At 41.8% G+C, this 18,933-nt stretch carries 17 protein-coding genes; 8 read left to right on the plus strand and 9 right to left on the minus strand.

From position 1 onward, the window contains the following. Positions 1–275: 275 nt before the first annotated feature. From ACQ93I_RS14085 to ACQ93I_RS14095, 3 genes are all read right to left on the minus strand, one after another. Positions 276–1,073 carry a DUF4249 domain-containing protein gene (locus ACQ93I_RS14085; protein ID WP_431699051.1) on the minus strand — a complete coding sequence of 266 codons (798 nt, stop codon included), beginning with the start codon at positions 1,071–1,073 and terminating at the stop codon, positions 276–278. Positions 1,074–1,075: 2 nt separating this feature from the next. Continuing rightward, entirely contained in the window at positions 1,076–3,400 is a 2,325-nt protein-coding gene (locus ACQ93I_RS14090) for a TonB-dependent receptor (RefSeq protein ID WP_431699096.1), read from the minus strand. A gap of 73 nt (positions 3,401–3,473) precedes the next feature. Then, a complete protein-coding gene (locus tag ACQ93I_RS14095; RefSeq protein WP_431699052.1) occupies positions 3,474–3,695 on the minus strand; it encodes a DUF6095 family protein in 222 nt (73 codons plus the stop codon). 197 nt (positions 3,696–3,892) lie between these two features. Here ACQ93I_RS14095 and ACQ93I_RS14100 point away from each other — a divergent pair, with 197 nt between their 5' ends. From ACQ93I_RS14100 to ACQ93I_RS14135, 8 genes are read left to right on the plus strand one after another with little or no spacing between them, the layout of a single operon-like run. Continuing rightward, positions 3,893–4,789: a MerR family transcriptional regulator gene (locus tag ACQ93I_RS14100; RefSeq protein ID WP_431699053.1), complete on the plus strand. Its 897-nt coding sequence runs from the start codon at positions 3,893–3,895 to the stop codon at positions 4,787–4,789. A gap of 4 nt (positions 4,790–4,793) precedes the next feature. Further along, positions 4,794–6,290, plus strand: a complete 1,497-nt coding sequence (locus tag ACQ93I_RS14105) for a phytoene desaturase family protein (protein ID WP_431699054.1) — start codon at positions 4,794–4,796, stop codon at positions 6,288–6,290. Continuing rightward, positions 6,274–7,110: a phytoene/squalene synthase family protein gene (locus tag ACQ93I_RS14110; RefSeq protein WP_431699055.1), complete on the plus strand. Its 837-nt coding sequence runs from the start codon at positions 6,274–6,276 to the stop codon at positions 7,108–7,110. The genes ACQ93I_RS14105 and ACQ93I_RS14110 overlap by 17 nt, the downstream gene beginning before the upstream one ends. A gap of 11 nt (positions 7,111–7,121) precedes the next feature. Beyond that, on the plus strand, positions 7,122–7,601 hold the full coding sequence (locus ACQ93I_RS14115) for a hypothetical protein (RefSeq protein WP_431699056.1): 480 nt from the start codon (positions 7,122–7,124) through the stop codon (positions 7,599–7,601). A gap of 42 nt (positions 7,602–7,643) precedes the next feature. Continuing rightward, positions 7,644–8,111 carry a sterol desaturase family protein gene (locus ACQ93I_RS14120; RefSeq protein WP_266070715.1) on the plus strand — a complete coding sequence of 156 codons (468 nt, stop codon included), beginning with the start codon at positions 7,644–7,646 and terminating at the stop codon, positions 8,109–8,111. Further along, positions 8,111–8,833, plus strand: coding sequence for a lycopene cyclase domain-containing protein (locus tag ACQ93I_RS14125; protein WP_431699057.1), 723 nt, complete (start codon positions 8,111–8,113; stop codon positions 8,831–8,833). Before ACQ93I_RS14120 ends, ACQ93I_RS14125 begins: the two co-directional genes overlap by 1 nt. Continuing rightward, on the plus strand, positions 8,830–9,612 hold the full coding sequence (locus ACQ93I_RS14130) for a tryptophan-rich sensory protein (protein ID WP_431699058.1): 783 nt from the start codon (positions 8,830–8,832) through the stop codon (positions 9,610–9,612). The genes ACQ93I_RS14125 and ACQ93I_RS14130 overlap by 4 nt, the downstream gene beginning before the upstream one ends. Further along, on the plus strand, positions 9,582–10,895 hold the full coding sequence (locus ACQ93I_RS14135) for a cryptochrome/photolyase family protein (RefSeq protein WP_431699059.1): 1,314 nt from the start codon (positions 9,582–9,584) through the stop codon (positions 10,893–10,895). Before ACQ93I_RS14130 ends, ACQ93I_RS14135 begins: the two co-directional genes overlap by 31 nt. A gap of 1,938 nt (positions 10,896–12,833) precedes the next feature. Here ACQ93I_RS14135 and ACQ93I_RS14140 read toward each other — a convergent pair. From ACQ93I_RS14140 to ACQ93I_RS14165, 6 genes are read right to left on the minus strand one after another with little or no spacing between them, the layout of a single operon-like run. Further along, positions 12,834–14,165 (minus strand): DUF58 domain-containing protein, encoded by a 1,332-nt coding sequence (locus ACQ93I_RS14140; RefSeq protein WP_431699060.1) that lies wholly within the window; start codon positions 14,163–14,165, stop codon positions 12,834–12,836. After that, positions 14,166–15,164 carry an AAA family ATPase gene (locus ACQ93I_RS14145; RefSeq protein WP_431699061.1) on the minus strand — a complete coding sequence of 333 codons (999 nt, stop codon included), beginning with the start codon at positions 15,162–15,164 and terminating at the stop codon, positions 14,166–14,168. Further along, positions 15,165–16,364, minus strand: coding sequence for a DUF4350 domain-containing protein (locus ACQ93I_RS14150; RefSeq protein ID WP_431699062.1), 1,200 nt, complete (start codon positions 16,362–16,364; stop codon positions 15,165–15,167). It lies immediately after the preceding gene. Next, entirely contained in the window at positions 16,348–17,094 is a 747-nt protein-coding gene (locus ACQ93I_RS14155; protein ID WP_431699063.1) for a DUF4129 domain-containing protein, read from the minus strand. Before ACQ93I_RS14155 ends, ACQ93I_RS14150 begins: the two co-directional genes overlap by 17 nt. 2 nt (positions 17,095–17,096) lie before the next feature. Continuing rightward, positions 17,097–17,960 (minus strand): hypothetical protein, encoded by an 864-nt coding sequence (locus ACQ93I_RS14160; RefSeq protein WP_431699065.1) that lies wholly within the window; start codon positions 17,958–17,960, stop codon positions 17,097–17,099. Continuing rightward, positions 17,935–18,915, minus strand: coding sequence for a stage II sporulation protein M (locus tag ACQ93I_RS14165; RefSeq protein ID WP_431699066.1), 981 nt, complete (start codon positions 18,913–18,915; stop codon positions 17,935–17,937). The genes ACQ93I_RS14160 and ACQ93I_RS14165 overlap by 26 nt, the downstream gene beginning before the upstream one ends. Between the last annotated feature and the right edge of the window lie 18 nt (positions 18,916–18,933).

Here is an 18,933-nt window from a genome sequence, read left to right on the forward strand (position 1 = left end):
GGGTCTCGTTTCAGGAATGTCGCTGGCGCGGATTTGCAATCCGTGCCGTTTACCCAACAAGCATCCCAGTCCCTATGCACCACCCCGTCTCCGCCTCCCGGCGAATCCATCCCTCCTCAGCTGAGGAGGGGAACATTTAAGCGAGAAGCTTCTGTAGAAAACGATTTTCAGCATCCCCTCCCTTTCATGGCGGGGAAGTGCGAAGGACTGGGAGGGTCTTCTTTCCTCAAAATTACTTCAGGTAATGTAAGGGAAAGCCCTGGAGGGTTGTAGTGCTATTTCACTTCATAAGTGAGAACGTCAACTTCAGAAAGCCTGAAATATCCGAAGGGAAAATTTTCAGGGTTGGTCCGATTTACAATATTTCCTCTCACAATGCTGGGCTGGGTTTGAAAAGGTCCCCCGTTAGAAGTGCCAGCTTGAGAACGCAGTATGAACATATAATCGTAAAATCCGCCGGAGATCCCCTGTATTTCGAACAGCACTAGATCGCCTTCTTCTGCATCTTCGTCGGTGAAAAATGCAAAAGTCTGGTTGCCATTTGTGAATTCATCATTATAGATTTGAAGTGAATACTGCTCATTCAGGTAACGAAAGAAATAGAAATTTTCTGCATCTACAGGGTCTTCATAAAATACTTTAAACTCATATTCATCTCCTGAAAACCCACCCAGTTCCTGTTCAACGAAAAGCAGATTGGGAGTGGTGTAATACTCTTCTGTGGCAATATACACTTCATCTTCATAGATCACCTCGAGCTGATAGGTGCTATTCTCTACAGGTATTATTTTGTCATTCTGATAAATGCCTTCGGTTACCTCTTCAAAAATGTATTCCTCGCCTGTCTCGGAAGTGATCTTTACGCTTGCCCCGGTTGCCGGTGGTACTTCGTCATCAAAATAAGGGGCTGTTGTAGTAAGTTTAATGCTCTGTAAATTCGTTTCCTCTTCATTATTCCACACCAGAGAAGCTTCTATGACGAGCCGTGGTTCAGTTTCTTCCAAATCAACATCTATCACCTCTTCACATGAGATAAACATCATAAGCAGCAGTAAAAAACCAATTTTTTTCATCGTCAAAATTTAAAGTTGTAGGTGACAGAGGGCACTATGCCGAAAAGCGAAAGTTTTACAGCTTCATTGACCGAGGTGTCATCGTTCTCCCTAAAGTTAATCGAAACCGCATTTTTACGGGCGTAGACGTTGTAGAGCCCAAAATTCCAGGAAGAACTATAACCTTTTTCAAATCTCTTTTTAGGCGTATAGGTAGCTGATATGTCGAGCCTGTGATAATCAGGAAGTCTGTTACTATTTCGGCCCGCATAGACAGGGATCGTCATGTTTTCGAAAACATACTGCCCGGTAGGGTAAGTTGTGGGAAGACCTGTTTGGTAAATAAAGTTGGCGCTAAAATCCCATTTTTGACTCACCTCATAAGTAGCAGTCAAGGAAACATCATGCGTCTTATCGTAAGCGGTGGCGTACCACTCCGAATTATTGATTCCGGGTTCTGTAGGTGTTCTTCCGGGGGTGCGTTGTTCAGATTTTGATAAGGTATAGGCAAGCCATCCGGTGAATTTCCCTTTATTTTTTTTCAGCAGTAACTCTGCGCCATAAGCCCGGGCTTCTCCCGGTAAAATTACCTGTTCAATAGCATCATTTGCAATAAGATTTGCACCGTCTATATAATCAAGCCGGTCTCGCAGGGTTTTAAAATAACCTTCAATTTCAAGCGAATATTCATCATTTGAAAAATTTCTGTAATACCCTGCTGCTACCTGGTCCAGAGATTGGGGTTCGATATATTTACCACTTGGCGTCCATACATCCAGCGGTGTAGGAGAACTGGTGTTGGTTATAAGGTGCACGTACTGGGTCATCCTGTTATAACTGAGTTTGACGCTTTGATCTTCAGCAAAAGAGTAGGCCAGGGCAAGCCTGGGTTCAAAATTTCCAAAAGAACGCTCCACCTCACTTTTTTCTGAAGTTTTTACGCCTACAGGATCGGCTTCCTGATATATCCCAAACCGTTCGTTGTATCTTACCGGACTTTCATCATAAAGGTTGAGCTCCTCCTGTCCCATTCTCAAAAAGTTGCTGTACCTAATGCCATATTCTGCGGAAAGTTTTTCGGAAATTGTATGTTCAACCGATAAATATACAGCCGATTCTAAAGCGTATTTCTTGATAAGTTCTCTCGGAATAATTCCTGAAGAAGCCGAATTGGGCTCTATTTCTCCCGGATTGAACTCATACCAGGTAGAATGAATGCCGTAGTCCAGGCTCAGGTTCCTGTTTAGATAATGGTCGAGATCATATTTGAAATTGATGTTTTTGATCCCGCTGTTCCAGTTGAATCCCACAAAATCTAAGGTGAGACCGTAGTAATAATCGCTGTATATGAGTGAAAGATTGCTGAAGATATTATCTTTTAAAACGCGATTCCATCTAAGGTTGAAAACTGAATTCCCATAAATGTTTTTAAAACTGTCACTTAAATTAAACACATCCCTCCCAAAGTAACCCGAGAATAAAATAGTGTTTTTTTGATCGAGCCTGAAAGTCAGCTTGGTATTGAGATCATAGAAATACGCAGAATTTTCATTATCAGTTAGTTTTAAAAATAGGTGAGCGTATGAACTTCGGCCTCCAATTAAAAAAGAACTTTTTTCCTTCTCAATTGGTCCTTGCGCAAGCAATCGACTGGAAATCAGTCCAATTCCGCCATTAGCCTCAAATTCCCGACTATTTCCATCTTTTTGATAAATATCGAGGACAGAAGATACTCTTCCGCCGTAATTGGCGGGTATACCTCCTTTATACAGCTTCAGGTTCTTTATGGCATCGGGATTAAATACCGAAAATAATCCAAACAGGTGACTGGAGTTATAGATAGTGGCTTCATCGAGTAAAATAAGATTTTGATCGGCTGCACCGCCGCGTACGTTGAAACCTGAAGAACCCTCACCGGCATTTGAAACTCCGGGAAGTAAAAGCAGGGATTTAACGATATCTACCTCCCCAAAAACTACAGGTTGTTTCTGAATAGTGGCGATTTCCAGCTTATTTACGCTCATTTCGGGCTTTCTTATATTGAGCCGCTCACTGTCATCGGTGATCACTACTTCCTCGAGATCCTGGGCAGCTGTGTTTAGCTGAAAGTTCAGGTTCATATCCTTATTTACGTCCACCATCTGAGAGACAGACTGATAACCGAGATAAGAAACTTCCATCCTGTGAGTGCCTTCAGGAATTTTTATGGAGTAAAATCCATAGTCATTGGTCACGGTTCCTGTTTGTAGTTGAGGGAAAAGAATATTGACTCCCGCAAGGGTCTCGTTGTTCTGGACGTCTTTTATAACTCCATTAATAACAAGGGTTTCCTGCGCCCATAACGACATGCAGGAGAGGAAAAAAGAGAAGAAAATTAATTTTTTCAAAAATAAGGAGTTTTAAAATTGTCATTTTTGACACCTAATCGAACAGCGATTTCATAACAGTACTTATTCCTTTAAACATGAGGAAAATAGCCGCTGCCATAGCGATCAATGCGAAAATAAGAACAGGAATGAACCAGGGGCTTTCGGTATTTTTAAACGAACTAAAAAGCACCACTGGACCTATAAAGGAAAGGGGTAACGCTCCGGCGAGAAAATTAAGCCCTTTTAGTAACAGGCTTTTATTGGTATGTTTCATATTTCTCAAAGATAATTATTCCTTTACAAAATTTCTTTTAATTACTCTGATCCTTTCAAGTCTCTTATTTTCATATATTTAGATCGATGCAAGCTTTTGTTGCTGCCGGGTGTATAAATATTTTTTGGTAATATTAATCCAGAATTAACATATATCAAAGCATTTTATGTTTAATTTTGGATTTAAATATTTAAACAATGGATCAGTTTTCCATAAGTCAGCTTTCCCAGTTTTCAGGAATAAAAGCTCATACCATTCGCATTTGGGAAAAGCGATATAATGCGCTTAATCCGCACCGGTCTCAGGGTAATACGCGCTATTATGACGGAGCGCAATTGCGACGACTGCTCAATATTGTTGGATTACTGCCTACGGGTAAAAAGATATCCAAATTATGTAGCCTTAGCGATGAAGAGCTTCATAAAATGAGACTGGAATATGAAAAGGAAGCTGGTGTAGAGAGTGATTACCAGTATTTTATCAATCAGCTTATTGCTGCAGGGATGAGCTATGACGAAGCCAATTTTGAGAAAGTATTTTCTCATTGCCTGTTGAAATTTGGCCTTGAAAAAATGTATATTGAAATAATACTTCCGTTGTTAGATCGAATTGGACTCATGTGGTCTGTAGATAATATTCCTCCTTCCCAGGAGCATTTTATCTCTAATCTTTTGAGGCAAAAGATGTTTACGGCTATAGACTCTATGCCGCCCACTTCGGAAACGGGAGAAAACTGGTTGTTGTTTTTACCCGAAGATGAATATCACGAATTAGGACTTCTGTTTTCGAATTTTTTGTTGAGGAGCAGTGGGAGAAATGTAATTTATCTAGGGGCAAATGTGCCTCTTGCTTCTGTCGATAATTGTATCAAAGACCTTCATATTGAGAACCTGTTGATCTTCATGGTACGTTGTGATTTGCCCGAGAATATAGAATCTTACCTGAATGAGCTTCGGAAGATTGCAGGGAACCGAAAAGTGTTTGTTGCAGGGAGGGAAACAAGTTCCGAAGGAGTTTCAACAAATGAGAATCTGGTAAAGATCTCTCAAGTAGAAGACCTTCAACGTGAACTAAAACGAACTAAAGTAGCCTAAAAATATGTCAAAAATAGCAGTAATAGGAGCAGGTTTTTCGGGGTTGAGTGCAGCTGCATATTTGGGCGCAGCCGGCCACGAGGTGCACCTGTTTGAAAAGAACAGCACCGCTGGTGGTAGAGCCAGGCAATTACAAACTTCAGGAGGTTATACTTTTGACATGGGGCCAAGCTGGTACTGGATGCCCGATGTATTTGAAAAATTCTTCGGCGACTTTGGGTACAAAGTGCAGGAACTCTATAAGCTCGACCTTTTGGACCCTTCTTTTGAGGTTGTATTTCCGCAGAATGAAAAATTGAGCATACCCGAAAATTACGATCAGTTACGGGAGCTTTTCGAGAGTATTGAAGTAGGAAGTGCCGCCAAACTCGATAAATTCATGGAAGAGGCCCAGTATAAATATGAGCAGGGTATGGAGAGACTGGTGTATATGCCGGGTATTTCCCTAACCGAGTTTGTAGACCTTGATCTTATAAAAGGTGCTATGCGACTGCAGGTTTTTTCTTCCTTTAGCAAGCACGTGCGCAAATATTTCAAAGATCCCAAGCTGATAGCCCTTATGGAATTTCCTGTGTTATTTCTGGGCGCCATGCCTCAGGATACGCCGGCCCTTTACAGCCTTATGAATTATGCCGGACTCAAGCTGGGAACCTGGTATCCGCAGGGCGGGTTTGGAAGCGTGATTGCGGCCATGGTTAAAGTTGCTAAAGCCCAGGGAGTGCAAATTTATCTTGATGCGCCCGTAGAGCAGATCATAGCAACTGATAAAAGCGTGAAAAGCCTAAAAGTACACGGCGAAGAAATTGAGTTTGATGCTGTTGTGGCAGCTGCCGATTATCACCATGTTGAGGAAAAATTACTTCAGAAGGAACATCAGAATTACAGCGAAAAGTACTGGGAGAATAAAACCTTTGCGCCGTCCTGTCTTATTTATTACCTGGGAGTTTCCGAAAGAATTCCTGAGCTGGAGCATCATACCCTCTTTTTTGATGAAGATCTTTTTGATCATTCTGTAGAAATCTACAAAGAGCCAAACTGGCCTAAAAAGCCTTTATTCTATGTTTGTTGCCCTTCAAGAACCGATGATACTGTAGCTCCCGAAGGCCACGAAAACCTTTTCCTGCTTATGCCTTTGGCGCCGGGATTAAAGGATGAAGAGCCAACCAGGGAAAAGTTCTTTCAAATCATGATCAAGAGGCTGGAAAAACAAATAGGACGAAAAATTTCCGGAAAGATAGATCATAAAGAGAGCTATTGTGTCTCCAATTTTATTGAAGATTACAACTCCTACAAAGGTAATGCCTACGGGCTGGCCAATACGCTGCAACAAACGGCCATACTCAAGCCAAAAATAAGGAACAAGAAACTCGGAAATCTTTTCTATACCGGGCAACTTACCGTTCCCGGGCCGGGAGTGCCTCCATCGCTCATCTCGGGTAAGATCGCGGCAGAACAAGTTATTAAGGAATTAAAAAAGAAGAAGTTTGAAGTCACTGTTTGATGATCTGTCGGTACAGGTGAGCCGCCTCACTACACGCTCCTATAGTACCAGCTTTTCGCTGGGAATCTATTTTTTGCATGACCGGCTGCGTGATCCAATTTATTCTATCTACGGATTTGTAAGGGTTGCCGATGAGATTGTTGACAGTTTTGAAGGATATGACCAGGAATACCTGCTTAGAAAATTTCGTGAAGATACTTATGAAGCTCTCGAGTTAAAGATCTCTGCAAATCCTATCCTGAATTCTTTTCAGGAAGTGGTACATGAGTACGACATAGATACTCAGCTTATCGATACATTTTTGCAGAGCATGGAAATGGACCTTCAAAAAGTGGATTATACCGATGAAAAATATCAGCAGTACATTTTAGGTTCTGCCGAAGTGGTAGGCCTTATGTGCCTGCACGTTTTTACCGGCGGAGATAAAAAAATGTTTGCAGAGCTTAAGCCCTATGCAATGAAACTTGGTGCTGCCTTTCAAAAAGTAAACTTTCTCAGAGACCTGAAAGATGACTACCATGTTTTGGGAAGAACTTATTTTCCCGGGGTTGATATGGAAAACTTTTCGGGGGAGGCTAAAAAGCAAATCGAACAGGAGATTGAAGAAGATTTTAGCATTGCCCTGCAGGGAATAAAGATGCTTCCTGCTTCATCAAAAGGTGGCGTTTACCTGGCATATGTGTATTATCAGTCTTTATTTAAGAAGATCAAGAGATTACCGGCAAAGCGTGTACTATCAGGCAGGATTAGAATAAATAATGGCAGGAAAGTGGGCTTGATGATCAATAGTTTATTGGAATGCAAAATGAGAATGGTTTGAAAAATATTATCATGATTTTTTTGCTGATGACTGGCGGAATGTTCGCTCAGGATATGAATCTTTCAGAAGCAAGAATGTTGTATGACCGTGCTGTAGAAAATGAGGAGGCAGCTGCGCGTCTTTTGAAAATTTCAGAAGCAAATACTTTTACACATCCTGTGATGATGGGGTATAAAGCAGCGGGACATATGATGATGGCCAAGCATGTAGGAAATCCATTTAAAAAGATGTCGCACTTTAATAAAGGGAAAGACATTCTGGGCACCGCAATTTCAGCCGATAAAAATAATCTTGAACTGCGCTTTCTGAGGTTTGCCGTACAGGCCGAAGCCCCGGGTTTTTTGGGGTATAGAGATAACCTTGATGAAGACAAGCGCTTGTTGCTCAATGGGGTGGGAAATATTAAAGATCCTGTACTTCAAAACATGATCCTGAAGTACCTCAAAACTTCAAAAGGTCTTACAACTTCAGAAAAAGAAAAATTGGATTAGCCGGTTGAAATTCAGTAAATTGGAACTACTAAAAAAAATATGATGGAAACAATTGCAATAAATTTTCTTATAGTCCTTGCCTCTTTTCTTGCTATGGAAGGTGTTGCGTGGTTTACCCATAAATATATCATGCACGGGCTGCTATGGACTTTACACAAAGACCACCACAAAAAAGAGTCAAAAGGTTTTTTTGAACACAACGATTTCTTTTTCCTCATTTTTGCGGTTCCCGGCATTGTATGCCTTTACCTGGGTATGGAAGCCGGTTATAATTTCCTTTTTTGGATAGGCCTGGGAATTACACTTTACGGGATGGCGTACTTTTTTGTTCATGACATCTTTATTCATCAGCGATTTAAAGTGTTGCGCAAGGCAGACAATCCCTATTTTAAAGCCATTCGCCGGGCCCATAAAATGCATCATAAACACATAGGTAAAGAGGATGGGGAATGCTTCGGAATGCTGTGGGTGCCAATGAAATATTTTAGGGAACAAAGAAAAACTGCCTGATGCAATACACTTATCTGCTGGTTAACTTTTTTACGATAATTGTTCCGTTCCTGTTTTCCTTTCATCCTAAACTGAAGTTTCATAAGACCTGGGGCGCCTTCTTTCCGGCGGTTTTTCTTACAGGACTAGCCTTCGTGCTGTGGGACATGTTATTCACCCAAATGGGCGTTTGGGGCTTTAATGAACGTTACCTTACAGGTGTTAAAGTAGGAAACCTACCTGTAGAAGAGGTACTTTTCTTTTTCTGCATCCCTTATGCCTGCGTCTTTACATTTCACTGCTTGGATCTCTTCCTCGACAAATTGGGAGGCCCAAAAATGCAAAAAATCATCACGCTTTGCCTGGTGGCATTTTTATTCATTTTTGGAATTATTTACTTTCAAAGAGTATACACGGCAACTACCTTTATCAGTTTCGCTTTGCTGCTTTTATACGCACAGTTTGTTCTGAAAATTTCATGGTTAACAAGGTTCTATATGATCTATGGAGTGCTGTTAATCCCTTTTTTTCTCGTCAATGGGGTGCTTACCGGAAGCTGGATCGAAGAACCGGTTGTGTGGTACAATGCTGAAGAATTTATGAATTTTCGCGTAGGAACCATTCCTGTAGAAGATGCTTTTTATGGTGCAGAATTGATCCTGATGAACCTTCTTATCTATAGGTATCTCCTAAACCGAAAAAAAGCCGTTGCAGCCTCAAATTTAAAAACCACAGTATTATGAAAAAGACCATTCAGATAGCAAATATTATCGCATTTCTCCTCATGGTAGTCCTAAACTACCTGTCTAACACTGGGGCAATCAACGGTGAAACCATGGGATCTGTTTCTGCCGAATATGAGAACCTGTTCACACCGGCAGGATATGCTTTTTCCATCTGGGGCTTGATCTATTTAGGGCTTGCAGGCTTTGTGACCTATCAAATCGTCTCTTCGCGCGGCAGGCAAATAGCAGCCAGGATCGGCTGGTGGTTTGTGATCACCTGCCTACTTAACATTAGTTGGATATTTGCGTGGCTAAACCATCTCACGGCACTTTCAGTACTGGTAATGTCGCTACTGCTTATTTCTCTCTTGGTCATTGTTTTTAAGACCAGGATGGAGCTAGACGACAAGCCGGTATCTGAAATCGCGTTTGTATGGTGGCCTTTTTCGCTCTACTCAGGATGGATCACCGTAGCATTAATAGCAAATACTGCTGCATATCTTACCGACATTGGCTGGGATGGCTTCGGAATTTCTGAAGTATTATGGACCTTGATCATGATAGCTGTTGCTACAGTTATTAACCTTGTGATCACCTGGACGCGTAATATGAGAGAATTCGCCCTCGTGGGAGTTTGGGGGCTGGTCGCTGTGGGAATTGCCAATAAAGGAGATGAAAATCTTATTTTTTATACCGCAATTGCTGCCGCTGTCGTACTTTTTATCAGTAGTAATATCCACGGATATAAGAATAGAAAATACTCACCATGGCAAAAAATGAAGGAGAAGAAGGCATAGCGATTTGCTGGCTGCGACGAGATTTGCGGCTCTTTGACAATACTGCACTCTACAACGCTCTCAACAGTGGCCGCCCTGTGCAGGTGGTTTTTATTTTTGATCCTGCCATTCTCAATACGCTTTCTAACAAAAAAGACCGGCGGGTTAATTTTATTTATCGCCAACTGGAGAAGATAAATTCTGAATTATCTCAATTCGGGGCTTCCTTACTTGTACTGTATGACCTGCCAAAAATGGCATTTGAAAAGCTCATTTTTGAGTACCCTGTTCAGAAAGTATTCATCAACCATGACTACGAACCCTATGCCCGCACAAGAGATAAAGAGGTTTCGGAATTTCTATTAGCTCATGGGGTGGAATTCCATAGCTATAAAGATCAGGTGATATTTGAGAAGGATGAAGTTCTGAAACCCGATGGCACTCCTTACACCGTTTTTACACCCTATTCAAAAAAATGGAAAGAACAGCTGTACCAAAATGCTGTTCCAAATTTTCCTTCGGAAGATTTTTTGTCTAACCTGCTAAAAAGGCCAAATAAACCAATCGTTTCTTTAGCTGAAATCGGATTTGAGACTACAAATCCTGAAGTTGCCGAAGCAGACCTTTCTGAAGAATTAATAAAACAATACCACAAGAATCGAGACCTGCCTTACATTGATGGTACCAGCAAGGCTGGAGTTCATTTAAGGTTTGGAACTGTAAGTGTTCGTCACCTTGTCAAACAGGCGCTACAGCAAAATGAAACCTGGCTTAACGAACTTATATGGCGGGAATTTTTCATGACGATCCTTTATCATTTTCCTCATGTAGAGCATCATAACTTCCGAAGAAAGTACGACCGCATTCAATGGCGAAACAATGAAACGGAATTTGAATTGTGGTGCAGGGGAGAAACAGGCTATCCTCTTGTAGATGCCGGAATGCGTCAATTAAATGAAACCGGGTGGATGCATAATCGGGTCCGTATGGTGGTTGCAGGTTTCCTGTGCAAGCACTTGTTGATAGACTGGCGCTGGGGGGAGGCTTATTTTGCTGAAAAACTCCTGGATTACGAACTGGCTTCTAATAATGGGAACTGGCAATGGGCTGCGGGTACAGGTTGTGATGCTGCTCCTTATTTCCGAATATTTAATCCTGAATCGCAACTGAAGAAATTTGATCCTAAACTCGAATACGTGAAAACCTGGATCAAAGATTTTAGAGCCGGTTACCTTGAGCCGATTGTTGATCACAAATTCGCCAGGGCAAGAGCGCTGGAAACCTATAAGAAGGCTCTGAATTAGATAAGACAGTGGTGTCCCAAATGTTTATTTTACGTCCCGGAGGGACAATCTGTAGGTGAAAAAAGCCACATGAAAACTATCCCGTACCTAAAGGCACGGATTGTTTTTATTTAAATTCTACCGATATGCTGTCCCTAACGGGACAAAAAAATGATGATACTTTGGCCATAGTGCGACAGAATGTTCATAGCTAAAAATTACATCAATAAGTTTTGCGTCCCGTAGGGACGAGCTGTGGGTAAAGAAACAACATTGAAACTCTCTGTGCCGTAGGTACAGGATATGATTGGAGGCCTGCAAATATTGCTTCCGGTGTTACAATTTTTTATGATTCTTATATACCGTACCTAAAGGCACGGATTGTTTTTTACCTTAATTCTACCGATATGCTGTCCCCAACGGGACAAAAAATTTTAATGATAATTTGGTCTCATGGGGCACAATGTGGATAGCGGAAAAATATTTTGATAATTCTACGTCCCGTAGGGACGAACTATGGGTAAAGAAACGACATGGAAACTCTCTGTGCGGTAGGTACAGGATATGATTGGAGGCCAGCCAATATTGCTTCCGGTGTTACAATTTTTTACGATTCTTATATCCCGTACCTAAAGGCACTGTTTGTTTTTTATATTAATTCTACCGATATAATGTCCGTAACGGGACAAAAAATTTGATGATAATTTGTTCACAGTGCAACAGAATGTTCATAACTAAAATTACATCAGTAAATTTCACGTCCCGTAGGGACGAGCTGTGGGTAAAAAAAGCCACATGAAAACTCTCTGTGCCGTAGGTACAGGATATGATTGGAGGCCAGCCAATATTGCTTCCGGTGTTACAATTTTTTACGATTCTTATATCCCGTACCTAAAGGCACTGTTTGTTTTTTATTTTAATTCTATCGGTATGATGTCCCTAACGGGACAAATAATTTGATGATAATTTGGTCTCATGGGGCACAATGTGGATAGCGGAAAAATATTTTGATAATTCTACGTCCCGTAGGGACGAACTGCGGGTAAAGAAACGACATGGAAACTCTCTGTGCGGTAGGTACAGGATATGATTGGAGGCCAGCCAATATTGCTTCCGGTGTTACGATTTTTTTTGCGAATCTTATATCCCGTACCTAAAGGCACGGATTGTTTTTTTACCTTAATTCTACCGATATGCTGTCCCCAACGGGACAAAAAAATTTTGATGATAATTTGGTCTCATGGGGCACAATGTGGATAGCGGAAAAATATTTTGATAATTCTACGTCCCGTAGGGACGAACTGTGGGTAAAGAAACGAGATGGAAACTCTCTGTGCCGTAGGTACAGGATATGATTGGAGGCCAGCCAATATTGCTTCCGGTGTTACAATTTTTTACGAATCTTATATCCCGTACCTAAAGGCACTGTTTGTTTTTTATTTTAATTCTACCGGTATGCTGTCCCCAACGGGACAAAAATAATTAATGATAATTTGTTCACAGTGCGACAGAATGTTCATAGCTAAAATTACATCAGTAAATTTCACGTCCCGTAGGGACGAGCTGTGGGTAAAAAAAGCCACATGGAAACTCTCTGTGCCGTAGGTACAGGATATGATTGGAGGCCAGCCAATAATGCTTTTGATGTTGCAATTTTTTTCCGAATCTTATATCCCGTACCTAAAGGCACTGTTTGTTTTTTTTATTAATTCTACCGATATGCTGTCCCTAACGGGACAAAAAATTTGATGATAATTTGGTCTCATGGGGTACAATGTGGATAGCGGAAAAATATTTTGATAATTCTACGTCCCGTAGGGACGAACTGTAGGTAAAGAAACGCCATGGGAACTCTCTGTGCCGTAGGTACAGGATATGATTGGCGACCGGATTACATATGATGAAGATATTCCTTTTCTATATAAAACCAAAAATCTCAACTCTTACCTCCCGAAAAACCTAAAGAATTCCCCTCTTCTTGATCTCCAGATATTTGTTGATGGTTTTCACCGTTAGATCTTCGGGACGCGTGAGAATAGTCTGAATTCCGTGTTTTTGAAGCTCCTTTGCCATCAATCGTTTGTCGTAGCTAAACTGTTCAGCAATGGTTTGATTGAAAATATCCGGTACTTTTTCGGCATTGGAAGAGATGAAATTTTCCAGTTCGGTATTTTCGAAAAAGATGACAACAAGCAGGTGCTTTTTTGATAAAGCCAGCAGGTAGGGCATTTGCCGGTGCAGGGCGCTTAGATGTTCAAAGTTTGTGTACAGCAGGAGTAGACTTCTCTGTGCCAGTCTTCGGTTTAAATGGGTGTACAAAAGACCAAAATCTGAATCCCGGTACCGTGTGTTAACGTTGTAGAGGGATTCCAACAGCAGGTTCAAATGGGCTTTTTTGGAACTTGCAGGGAGAATCTTTTCCATTTTGCTGGAAAATGTGATCAAACCAGCTTTGTCTTTTTTCTTTAGGGCAATATTTGAAAATGCGAGGGCGCTGTTAATTGCATAATCGAGCAACTTGAGATGATTAAAAGGCATTTTCATGGTGCGGCCTGTATCTATCACAGAATAAACAGGCTGTGACCGTTCATCCTGGTACTGGTTCACCATAAGCCCTCCCTGTTTGGCAGTGGCTTTCCAGTTTATGCTGCGCACATCGTCTCCCGCCACATAGTCTTTGATCTGCTCGAACTCCATGGTATGCCCAATCTTCCTTATTTTCTTGAGTCCTGGTTGTGAGATCTTACGGTCTACAGCCAGGAAGTCATACTTTTTCATCTGAATAAAAGAAGGATAGACTTTCACCATTTGTTCTTTTCCAAACTTCTTCCGGCGTTTGACCAGCTTCAGCGGAGTGGAGGCAAAGACATTTAAACTTCCGAAGAAATATTCTCCCCGCTCCACCGGTCGCAGGGAATAGTTGAAAGAGGTTGATATCCCTGAAGGTAATTCGGTGAGGTATGAAAAATCCCTTTTTTGGAACTGTACGGGGATCTCGTCAATAACTTCAACCTGTGTTTTAACACTGTACAAATTCCGAAGCAAAACCTCCACTTCATTCTCATCACTGTTGGAGAATTTATCTGGAAGGATCCTTTCAGCAGTGATTCCGGAGCTTTTGAACAAGACAACAATATCGGCCATGGCAATGAGCAGGAACATGATGGTCAGTATCCATAAAACCGGATAAAGCCACGGAACCCAATAGGAAAACAGGAAACCTGCCGCCAGGGTGAAAACGATCACAAAAAATCGTTGATGGAGATATAGTGACTTGAAAAAATGTACCAATTATCTCGGGATTTCTACAGAATGAGTGATCATATCAATAACACCGGCTGTGGTACTGCCTTCCATTTCACGTTCGGGAGATAAAATGATTCGGTGACCAAGCACCGGCTCCAGTACCTTCTTAATATCTTCGGGGATGACGAAATCCCTTCCATCTACAGCCGCTACTGCCTTAGACGCATTCATAACTGCAATGGAAGCCCGTGGTGAAGCCCCAAGGTACAGATGCGGGTGATTTCGAGTCTTACTAATGATTTCAGCGATGTAACCAAGTAACTTCTTTTCTATTCTTATACTCTGGATTTGCGTACGCAGCACCTGGAGCTTTTCGGGGTCGAGAACGGCTTCAATTTTTTCCTGGGGTAAAACTCCCTGCCGCTCGTGGTGTGACTGCAAGATCTTAATCTCTTCCTCCATTGAAGGATAACCTACATTGATCTTAAAGAGGAACCTGTCCAGTTGCGCTTCTGGAAGGGCGTAAGTTCCTTCCTGTTCAATGGGGTTTTGAGTTGCAATCACCATGAATGGCGGTGGCATACTGTGCTGTTTACCGTCTATGGTGATTTGTCGCTCTTCCATGACCTCAAAAAGTGCCGCCTGGGTCTTTGCCGGAGCGCGATTAATTTCATCTATGAGAACAATGTTTGAAAACACCGGGCCGGGTTTAAATTCAAAGTCCGAAGTCCTGGAATTAAGCACTGAAGTTCCCAGCACGTCACTCGGCATAAGATCGGGCGTGAATTGTATTCTGCTGAATCCGGTTTTGAGGGTTTTGGCAAACAACTTTGCGGTGATGGTTTTGGCTACACCGGGAACACCTTCTATAAGCACATGACCATCGGCAAGCAGGGCCACGATAAGAAGTTCAATAAACCTTTCCTGACCAATGATGATTCCTGATAACTGTTTTTTTAAGCTTTCTACGGCCGACTTTAATTCCTCAAGCGGAATACGGTTTTCAAAAGTGATCTCGTCGTTCTTTATTTCTTCGTTTTCCATTTACTTCTTTTTAAAAGCCGAAATGGCCTTGTTTAACTCCAGCAATTCTTCTTTTGATACCGAGTTTTTTTTCTCAAGTCTCTCCATAAGTTGCCATAATCTTTCTACTTCTTTGGTGCTATTTTCGCTCATTGCCGCTACGCGATCGTAGAAACCCTGGTTTATTTCGTTAGTAGCAACGCGATATTGAGAGCGCACGTACTCCAAAAATAAGGCAATCTTTTTTGATGCTATACTTTTATAGTCAGCGCGGTCCAGGTACAATCCGGCGATGGTGCGTGTAAAGTCGAGCGTTTGATTTTGCAGCGGTTTAATGACAGGGATACTTCGCTGTTTTCGCTTCCCTTCAAAAATGATAAACAGCAGGCTGCCAATAATTACAAAATAGTAGGCCCAGCGCAATGGTTTACTGTTAAGGATCACAAACAGGGGTGAGGTGTAAAAAGATTTGCCGGTCTTGTAGTAGTGGTCCCAAAATACAGGTTGTTGGGTGGGAAGATAAGCCAGGACTCTTTCAATATATTCGGCGTTGTTGTCCTGCAGCAGGAAATAATTGCTGAAGGCTTTTGGTGTGGAATGTAAATAAACCATTCCTTTCCCCACAGTATCTCTCAAAAAGTTGATTTTTGGAGCAGTTATTTTAGCTGAATCTTGCTGAAGCTGCGTTACTCCCAGCACATCTTTAGGTAAGGAATCGGGTATGATAAAAACATCCTGATATGTCTCTTTATCAAAGAGAAAAGGCCGATTGCTTTCAAGAGCCGGATCTTTAAGATTCAAAAAAGGTTTTGACGAAATGCCCTTTTTGGGTACCAGGGTTTCCATCTTCAGGTTTAAAGTGTCAAGAAGATTCTGGCTGAAATTTTCGGCGATGAAAAATGCGGTATTTCCCCTGGCAACCCAGGCAAGTATTCTCTTTAATTCCGGATCGTCGAATCCCAGGCTGTTGTTCAGGAAAAAGTAGGTTCCGGTGATGGTCGAGTCGTTCAGGAATTTATAGGGTGGAATATTGACTTCCTGCAGGTCAATATCCTGCTGTTTGAGGTTTTCAAAAAGCACCTTTGTGCCCAGTGGGATCTTATCTAAAGCAGCATAACTGGGGCTCCAATTTACTTCTTGTGGTTCATTCGCTTCCAGCCAGGTGAGAAACACCAACAGCAAAACGAGCAGGGCGAGAGAGATCTTATATGCTTTGCTCATGCTGCGGTTGTATTATTTCTTCGGTTGTAACAAATTCCTTTCTTATCTTTTGATAATCTGTAGCCGTGGTGGTAAAATCTCCATACCACACAAAATCGTAGATCCGGTTCAATCTTCTAAATCTATTCTGAAGTTGTGGATCCTGGATTTCCAGTACATATTCTTCATCGGTTTTTGCCGCATCGTAGCTCACTAATTCCTTTCGGGATAACTGCTGAAGGATGTAAAGGAAATGATAGCGTATGGCGAGCCGGTAATTTTCGGCTGCTATGGCTTTATCTATTAATTTCCTGATGTCCCTGGTTTTAATGATCTTCTCTTCTTCACTAAAATGGACTTCTCCGCCAGATGGGGTTCCAAAAATGTTATTTCCGGGAGCTAATTTTGTAAAGAGGTAGAGCACAAGAGCAAGCAGTAAGCCAAGCAAAAGGTAAGGCAGGATCTTCAGGAAAAAAGCGAGCAGGAACGGAGCTTCATAATCTCCAAAGATCCAATCCAGGAACCGTTGCCATTGCAGGCTTAAATAACGCTTGAATTTTGTCCACCAGTTATCTTCGGCCGTTACTTCAGAATAATCATAATCTGGGTCTTGTTGAAATTTATCAATGGTTTCTTCGGAAAAATCTAAAGGCACCAGCTCTTCTTCCGCAGTTTGCATCGGCATTACAACCTCACCGGCAAATACCGAAAGACTGATTCCGAAGAAAAAAATGAGGAAGAATTTTGCCATTTTTAAGACCCCAGGTTTGAGATGCGTTCGTAAGTACCAGTGGCGTTCTTCTTCTCATCAAGATGGTAATAAATAAAAGCTGAAGCAACCACCCCAATAACCGCAAGCAGGTATTGAAAAACTGAAGAAAGTACATTAAACAACACATACACCCAGTCCACAAGATCTCCAGGATTTGCAATACTGCCTTCCTGCGACATGGTCATGGCTTTGATGAACATATAGACCATAAGCGGAAACTGAAAAATAAGGCTTATGATGTAAATAAGCAGGGTGATCACGAAAAGTGTGGCAAATGTATTCCACCAGTTGTCTTTAATAAGGCTGAATGAATAACTAATGGAATCTATAACTGAGGTGCGGGCGAAAATGAGCATTGCCGGCGCAAGGGATAGTGGCACCCAAACATAAATTGCCGGGAGCACACATAAAAAGAAGGCGAAAAGGGTGATAATTGCTACCAGTAGAATAAGGCCTAACATCTTTCCGAAGTCATTCTTTACACCTTTAACAACTTCAGAATGATCTACGACTCCCAAATTTTCAATGTAACTTTTTATGAAATGAAGTACCGTATTATAAAGTAGTATGTAAAATGCCACCATTGAGGAGAAAAGAACAAATATTGCAATGATGAACATTTCAATATTCATCTCTGAACTATCATTCAAAAATGGATTGGAGAACAGGTCCATTCCCAGGTAAGAATAATAACCTATCGCCAGGATGAGAATCACAAAAACAGGTCCTGTAATTTTAAAGATAGCTTTGAAAAGGGGCTTAAAATTCTGGCGTATAAATTTGAAGGTATCAGTAATAATATCTCCCAGCTCGCGCTGTTTACGGAATTGAATTGGTTGGTTCATCAGGTGGTTTTCGGTGTAATATGATTGGATAAAAAACGTAGTAAAACAGGATAAGGGCAAGGGAGCCGGAAATAATTAATATCGCCAGCCAGTCGGGCATTTCGGTATGTCGGGTCACGAAACCTTCAAGAAATCCGGCGAGGATAAAGAAGGGAACGGTGCTAATCACGATCTTGAGTCCGGCTTTTATTCCGTTAATAAACGAAGTAAGCCGGGAGTAGGTGCCGGGAAAAAGAATTCCTTTCCCTACAACCAGACCAGCGCAGGCAGCAACAATGATCACAGAGATCTCTATGGTCCCGTGAATCCAGATAGTTCTTACCGATTCCCAGAGCAGGCCTTTTTCATAGAAAAAATACTGGAAGGAGCCCAGCATAATGGCATTCTGCATGATGATGAACAGGGTTCCCAAACCTGCGAAAATCCCGAAAACAAAAGCCATCAAAGCCACTCTTACATTGTTGATGGTGATCCCCAGGAACATTTCCATTTCCCCCATTTTTTTGTAGACGGCCATAGGGTCGTCATTAGCGATATTATCAAGGGTCATATTGACGTATGGGTCTCCCAGAATAGAACGTACAAATGCGCCGTCACTTGCTGCAGAGAAACTCCCTGCTGCGACAAAAAGAACAAACACCAGGAAAGCCAGTAGCAACTGCTTTTGGTATTGGTAGAACTCACGGGGAAATTCTTCAGTAAAGAAAGTTACAAACCGGTTTTTAGGTTCTTTCTTATTCCGGTAGATCTTTTGATGAGCCCTTGATGCCAGGCCGTTGAGATAGTGCAGCGTATTGCTTCCTGGATAAAAAGTCTGGGCGTAGCTAAGATGATCTGTCACCTCAAGGTAGAGCGAGGAGAGTTCGCCGGGAGGCAAAAGAGCATTATTTTGCAGGGCCCTTTCAAATCTTTGCCATTTATCCTTATTTTGCTTCACAAAAGCGGCCTCGCGCATTCTTTGCTATTTTGTCTC

Source organism: Salinimicrobium sp. WS361 (assembly GCF_050750585.1).
Classification (GTDB): Bacteria; Bacteroidota; Bacteroidia; order Flavobacteriales; family Flavobacteriaceae; genus Salinimicrobium.

Excerpts from the sequence above, each read along its gene's own strand:
- ACQ93I_RS14085 (WP_431699051.1), bottom strand. The coding sequence starts at position 1,073 with ATGAAAAAAATTGGTTTTTTACTGCTGCTTATGATGTTTATCTCATGT.
- ACQ93I_RS14090 (WP_431699096.1), bottom strand. The coding sequence starts at position 3,400 with ATGTCGTTATGGGCGCAGGAAACCCTTGTTATTAATGGAGTTATAAAA.
- ACQ93I_RS14095 (WP_431699052.1), bottom strand. The coding sequence starts at position 3,695 with ATGAAACATACCAATAAAAGCCTGTTACTAAAAGGGCTTAATTTTCTC.
- ACQ93I_RS14100 (WP_431699053.1), top strand. The coding sequence starts at position 3,893 with ATGGATCAGTTTTCCATAAGTCAGCTTTCCCAGTTTTCAGGAATAAAA.
- ACQ93I_RS14105 (WP_431699054.1), top strand. The coding sequence starts at position 4,794 with ATGTCAAAAATAGCAGTAATAGGAGCAGGTTTTTCGGGGTTGAGTGCA.
- ACQ93I_RS14115 (WP_431699056.1), top strand. The coding sequence starts at position 7,122 with ATGATTTTTTTGCTGATGACTGGCGGAATGTTCGCTCAGGATATGAAT.
- ACQ93I_RS14120 (WP_266070715.1), top strand. The coding sequence starts at position 7,644 with ATGGAAACAATTGCAATAAATTTTCTTATAGTCCTTGCCTCTTTTCTT.
- ACQ93I_RS14125 (WP_431699057.1), top strand. The coding sequence starts at position 8,111 with ATGCAATACACTTATCTGCTGGTTAACTTTTTTACGATAATTGTTCCG.
- ACQ93I_RS14130 (WP_431699058.1), top strand. The coding sequence starts at position 8,830 with ATGAAAAAGACCATTCAGATAGCAAATATTATCGCATTTCTCCTCATG.
- ACQ93I_RS14135 (WP_431699059.1), top strand. The coding sequence starts at position 9,582 with ATGGCAAAAAATGAAGGAGAAGAAGGCATAGCGATTTGCTGGCTGCGA.
- ACQ93I_RS14145 (WP_431699061.1), bottom strand. The coding sequence starts at position 15,164 with ATGGAAAACGAAGAAATAAAGAACGACGAGATCACTTTTGAAAACCGT.
- ACQ93I_RS14150 (WP_431699062.1), bottom strand. The coding sequence starts at position 16,364 with ATGAGCAAAGCATATAAGATCTCTCTCGCCCTGCTCGTTTTGCTGTTG.
- ACQ93I_RS14155 (WP_431699063.1), bottom strand. The coding sequence starts at position 17,094 with ATGGCAAAATTCTTCCTCATTTTTTTCTTCGGAATCAGTCTTTCGGTA.
- ACQ93I_RS14160 (WP_431699065.1), bottom strand. The coding sequence starts at position 17,960 with ATGAACCAACCAATTCAATTCCGTAAACAGCGCGAGCTGGGAGATATT.
- ACQ93I_RS14165 (WP_431699066.1), bottom strand. The coding sequence starts at position 18,915 with ATGCGCGAGGCCGCTTTTGTGAAGCAAAATAAGGATAAATGGCAAAGA.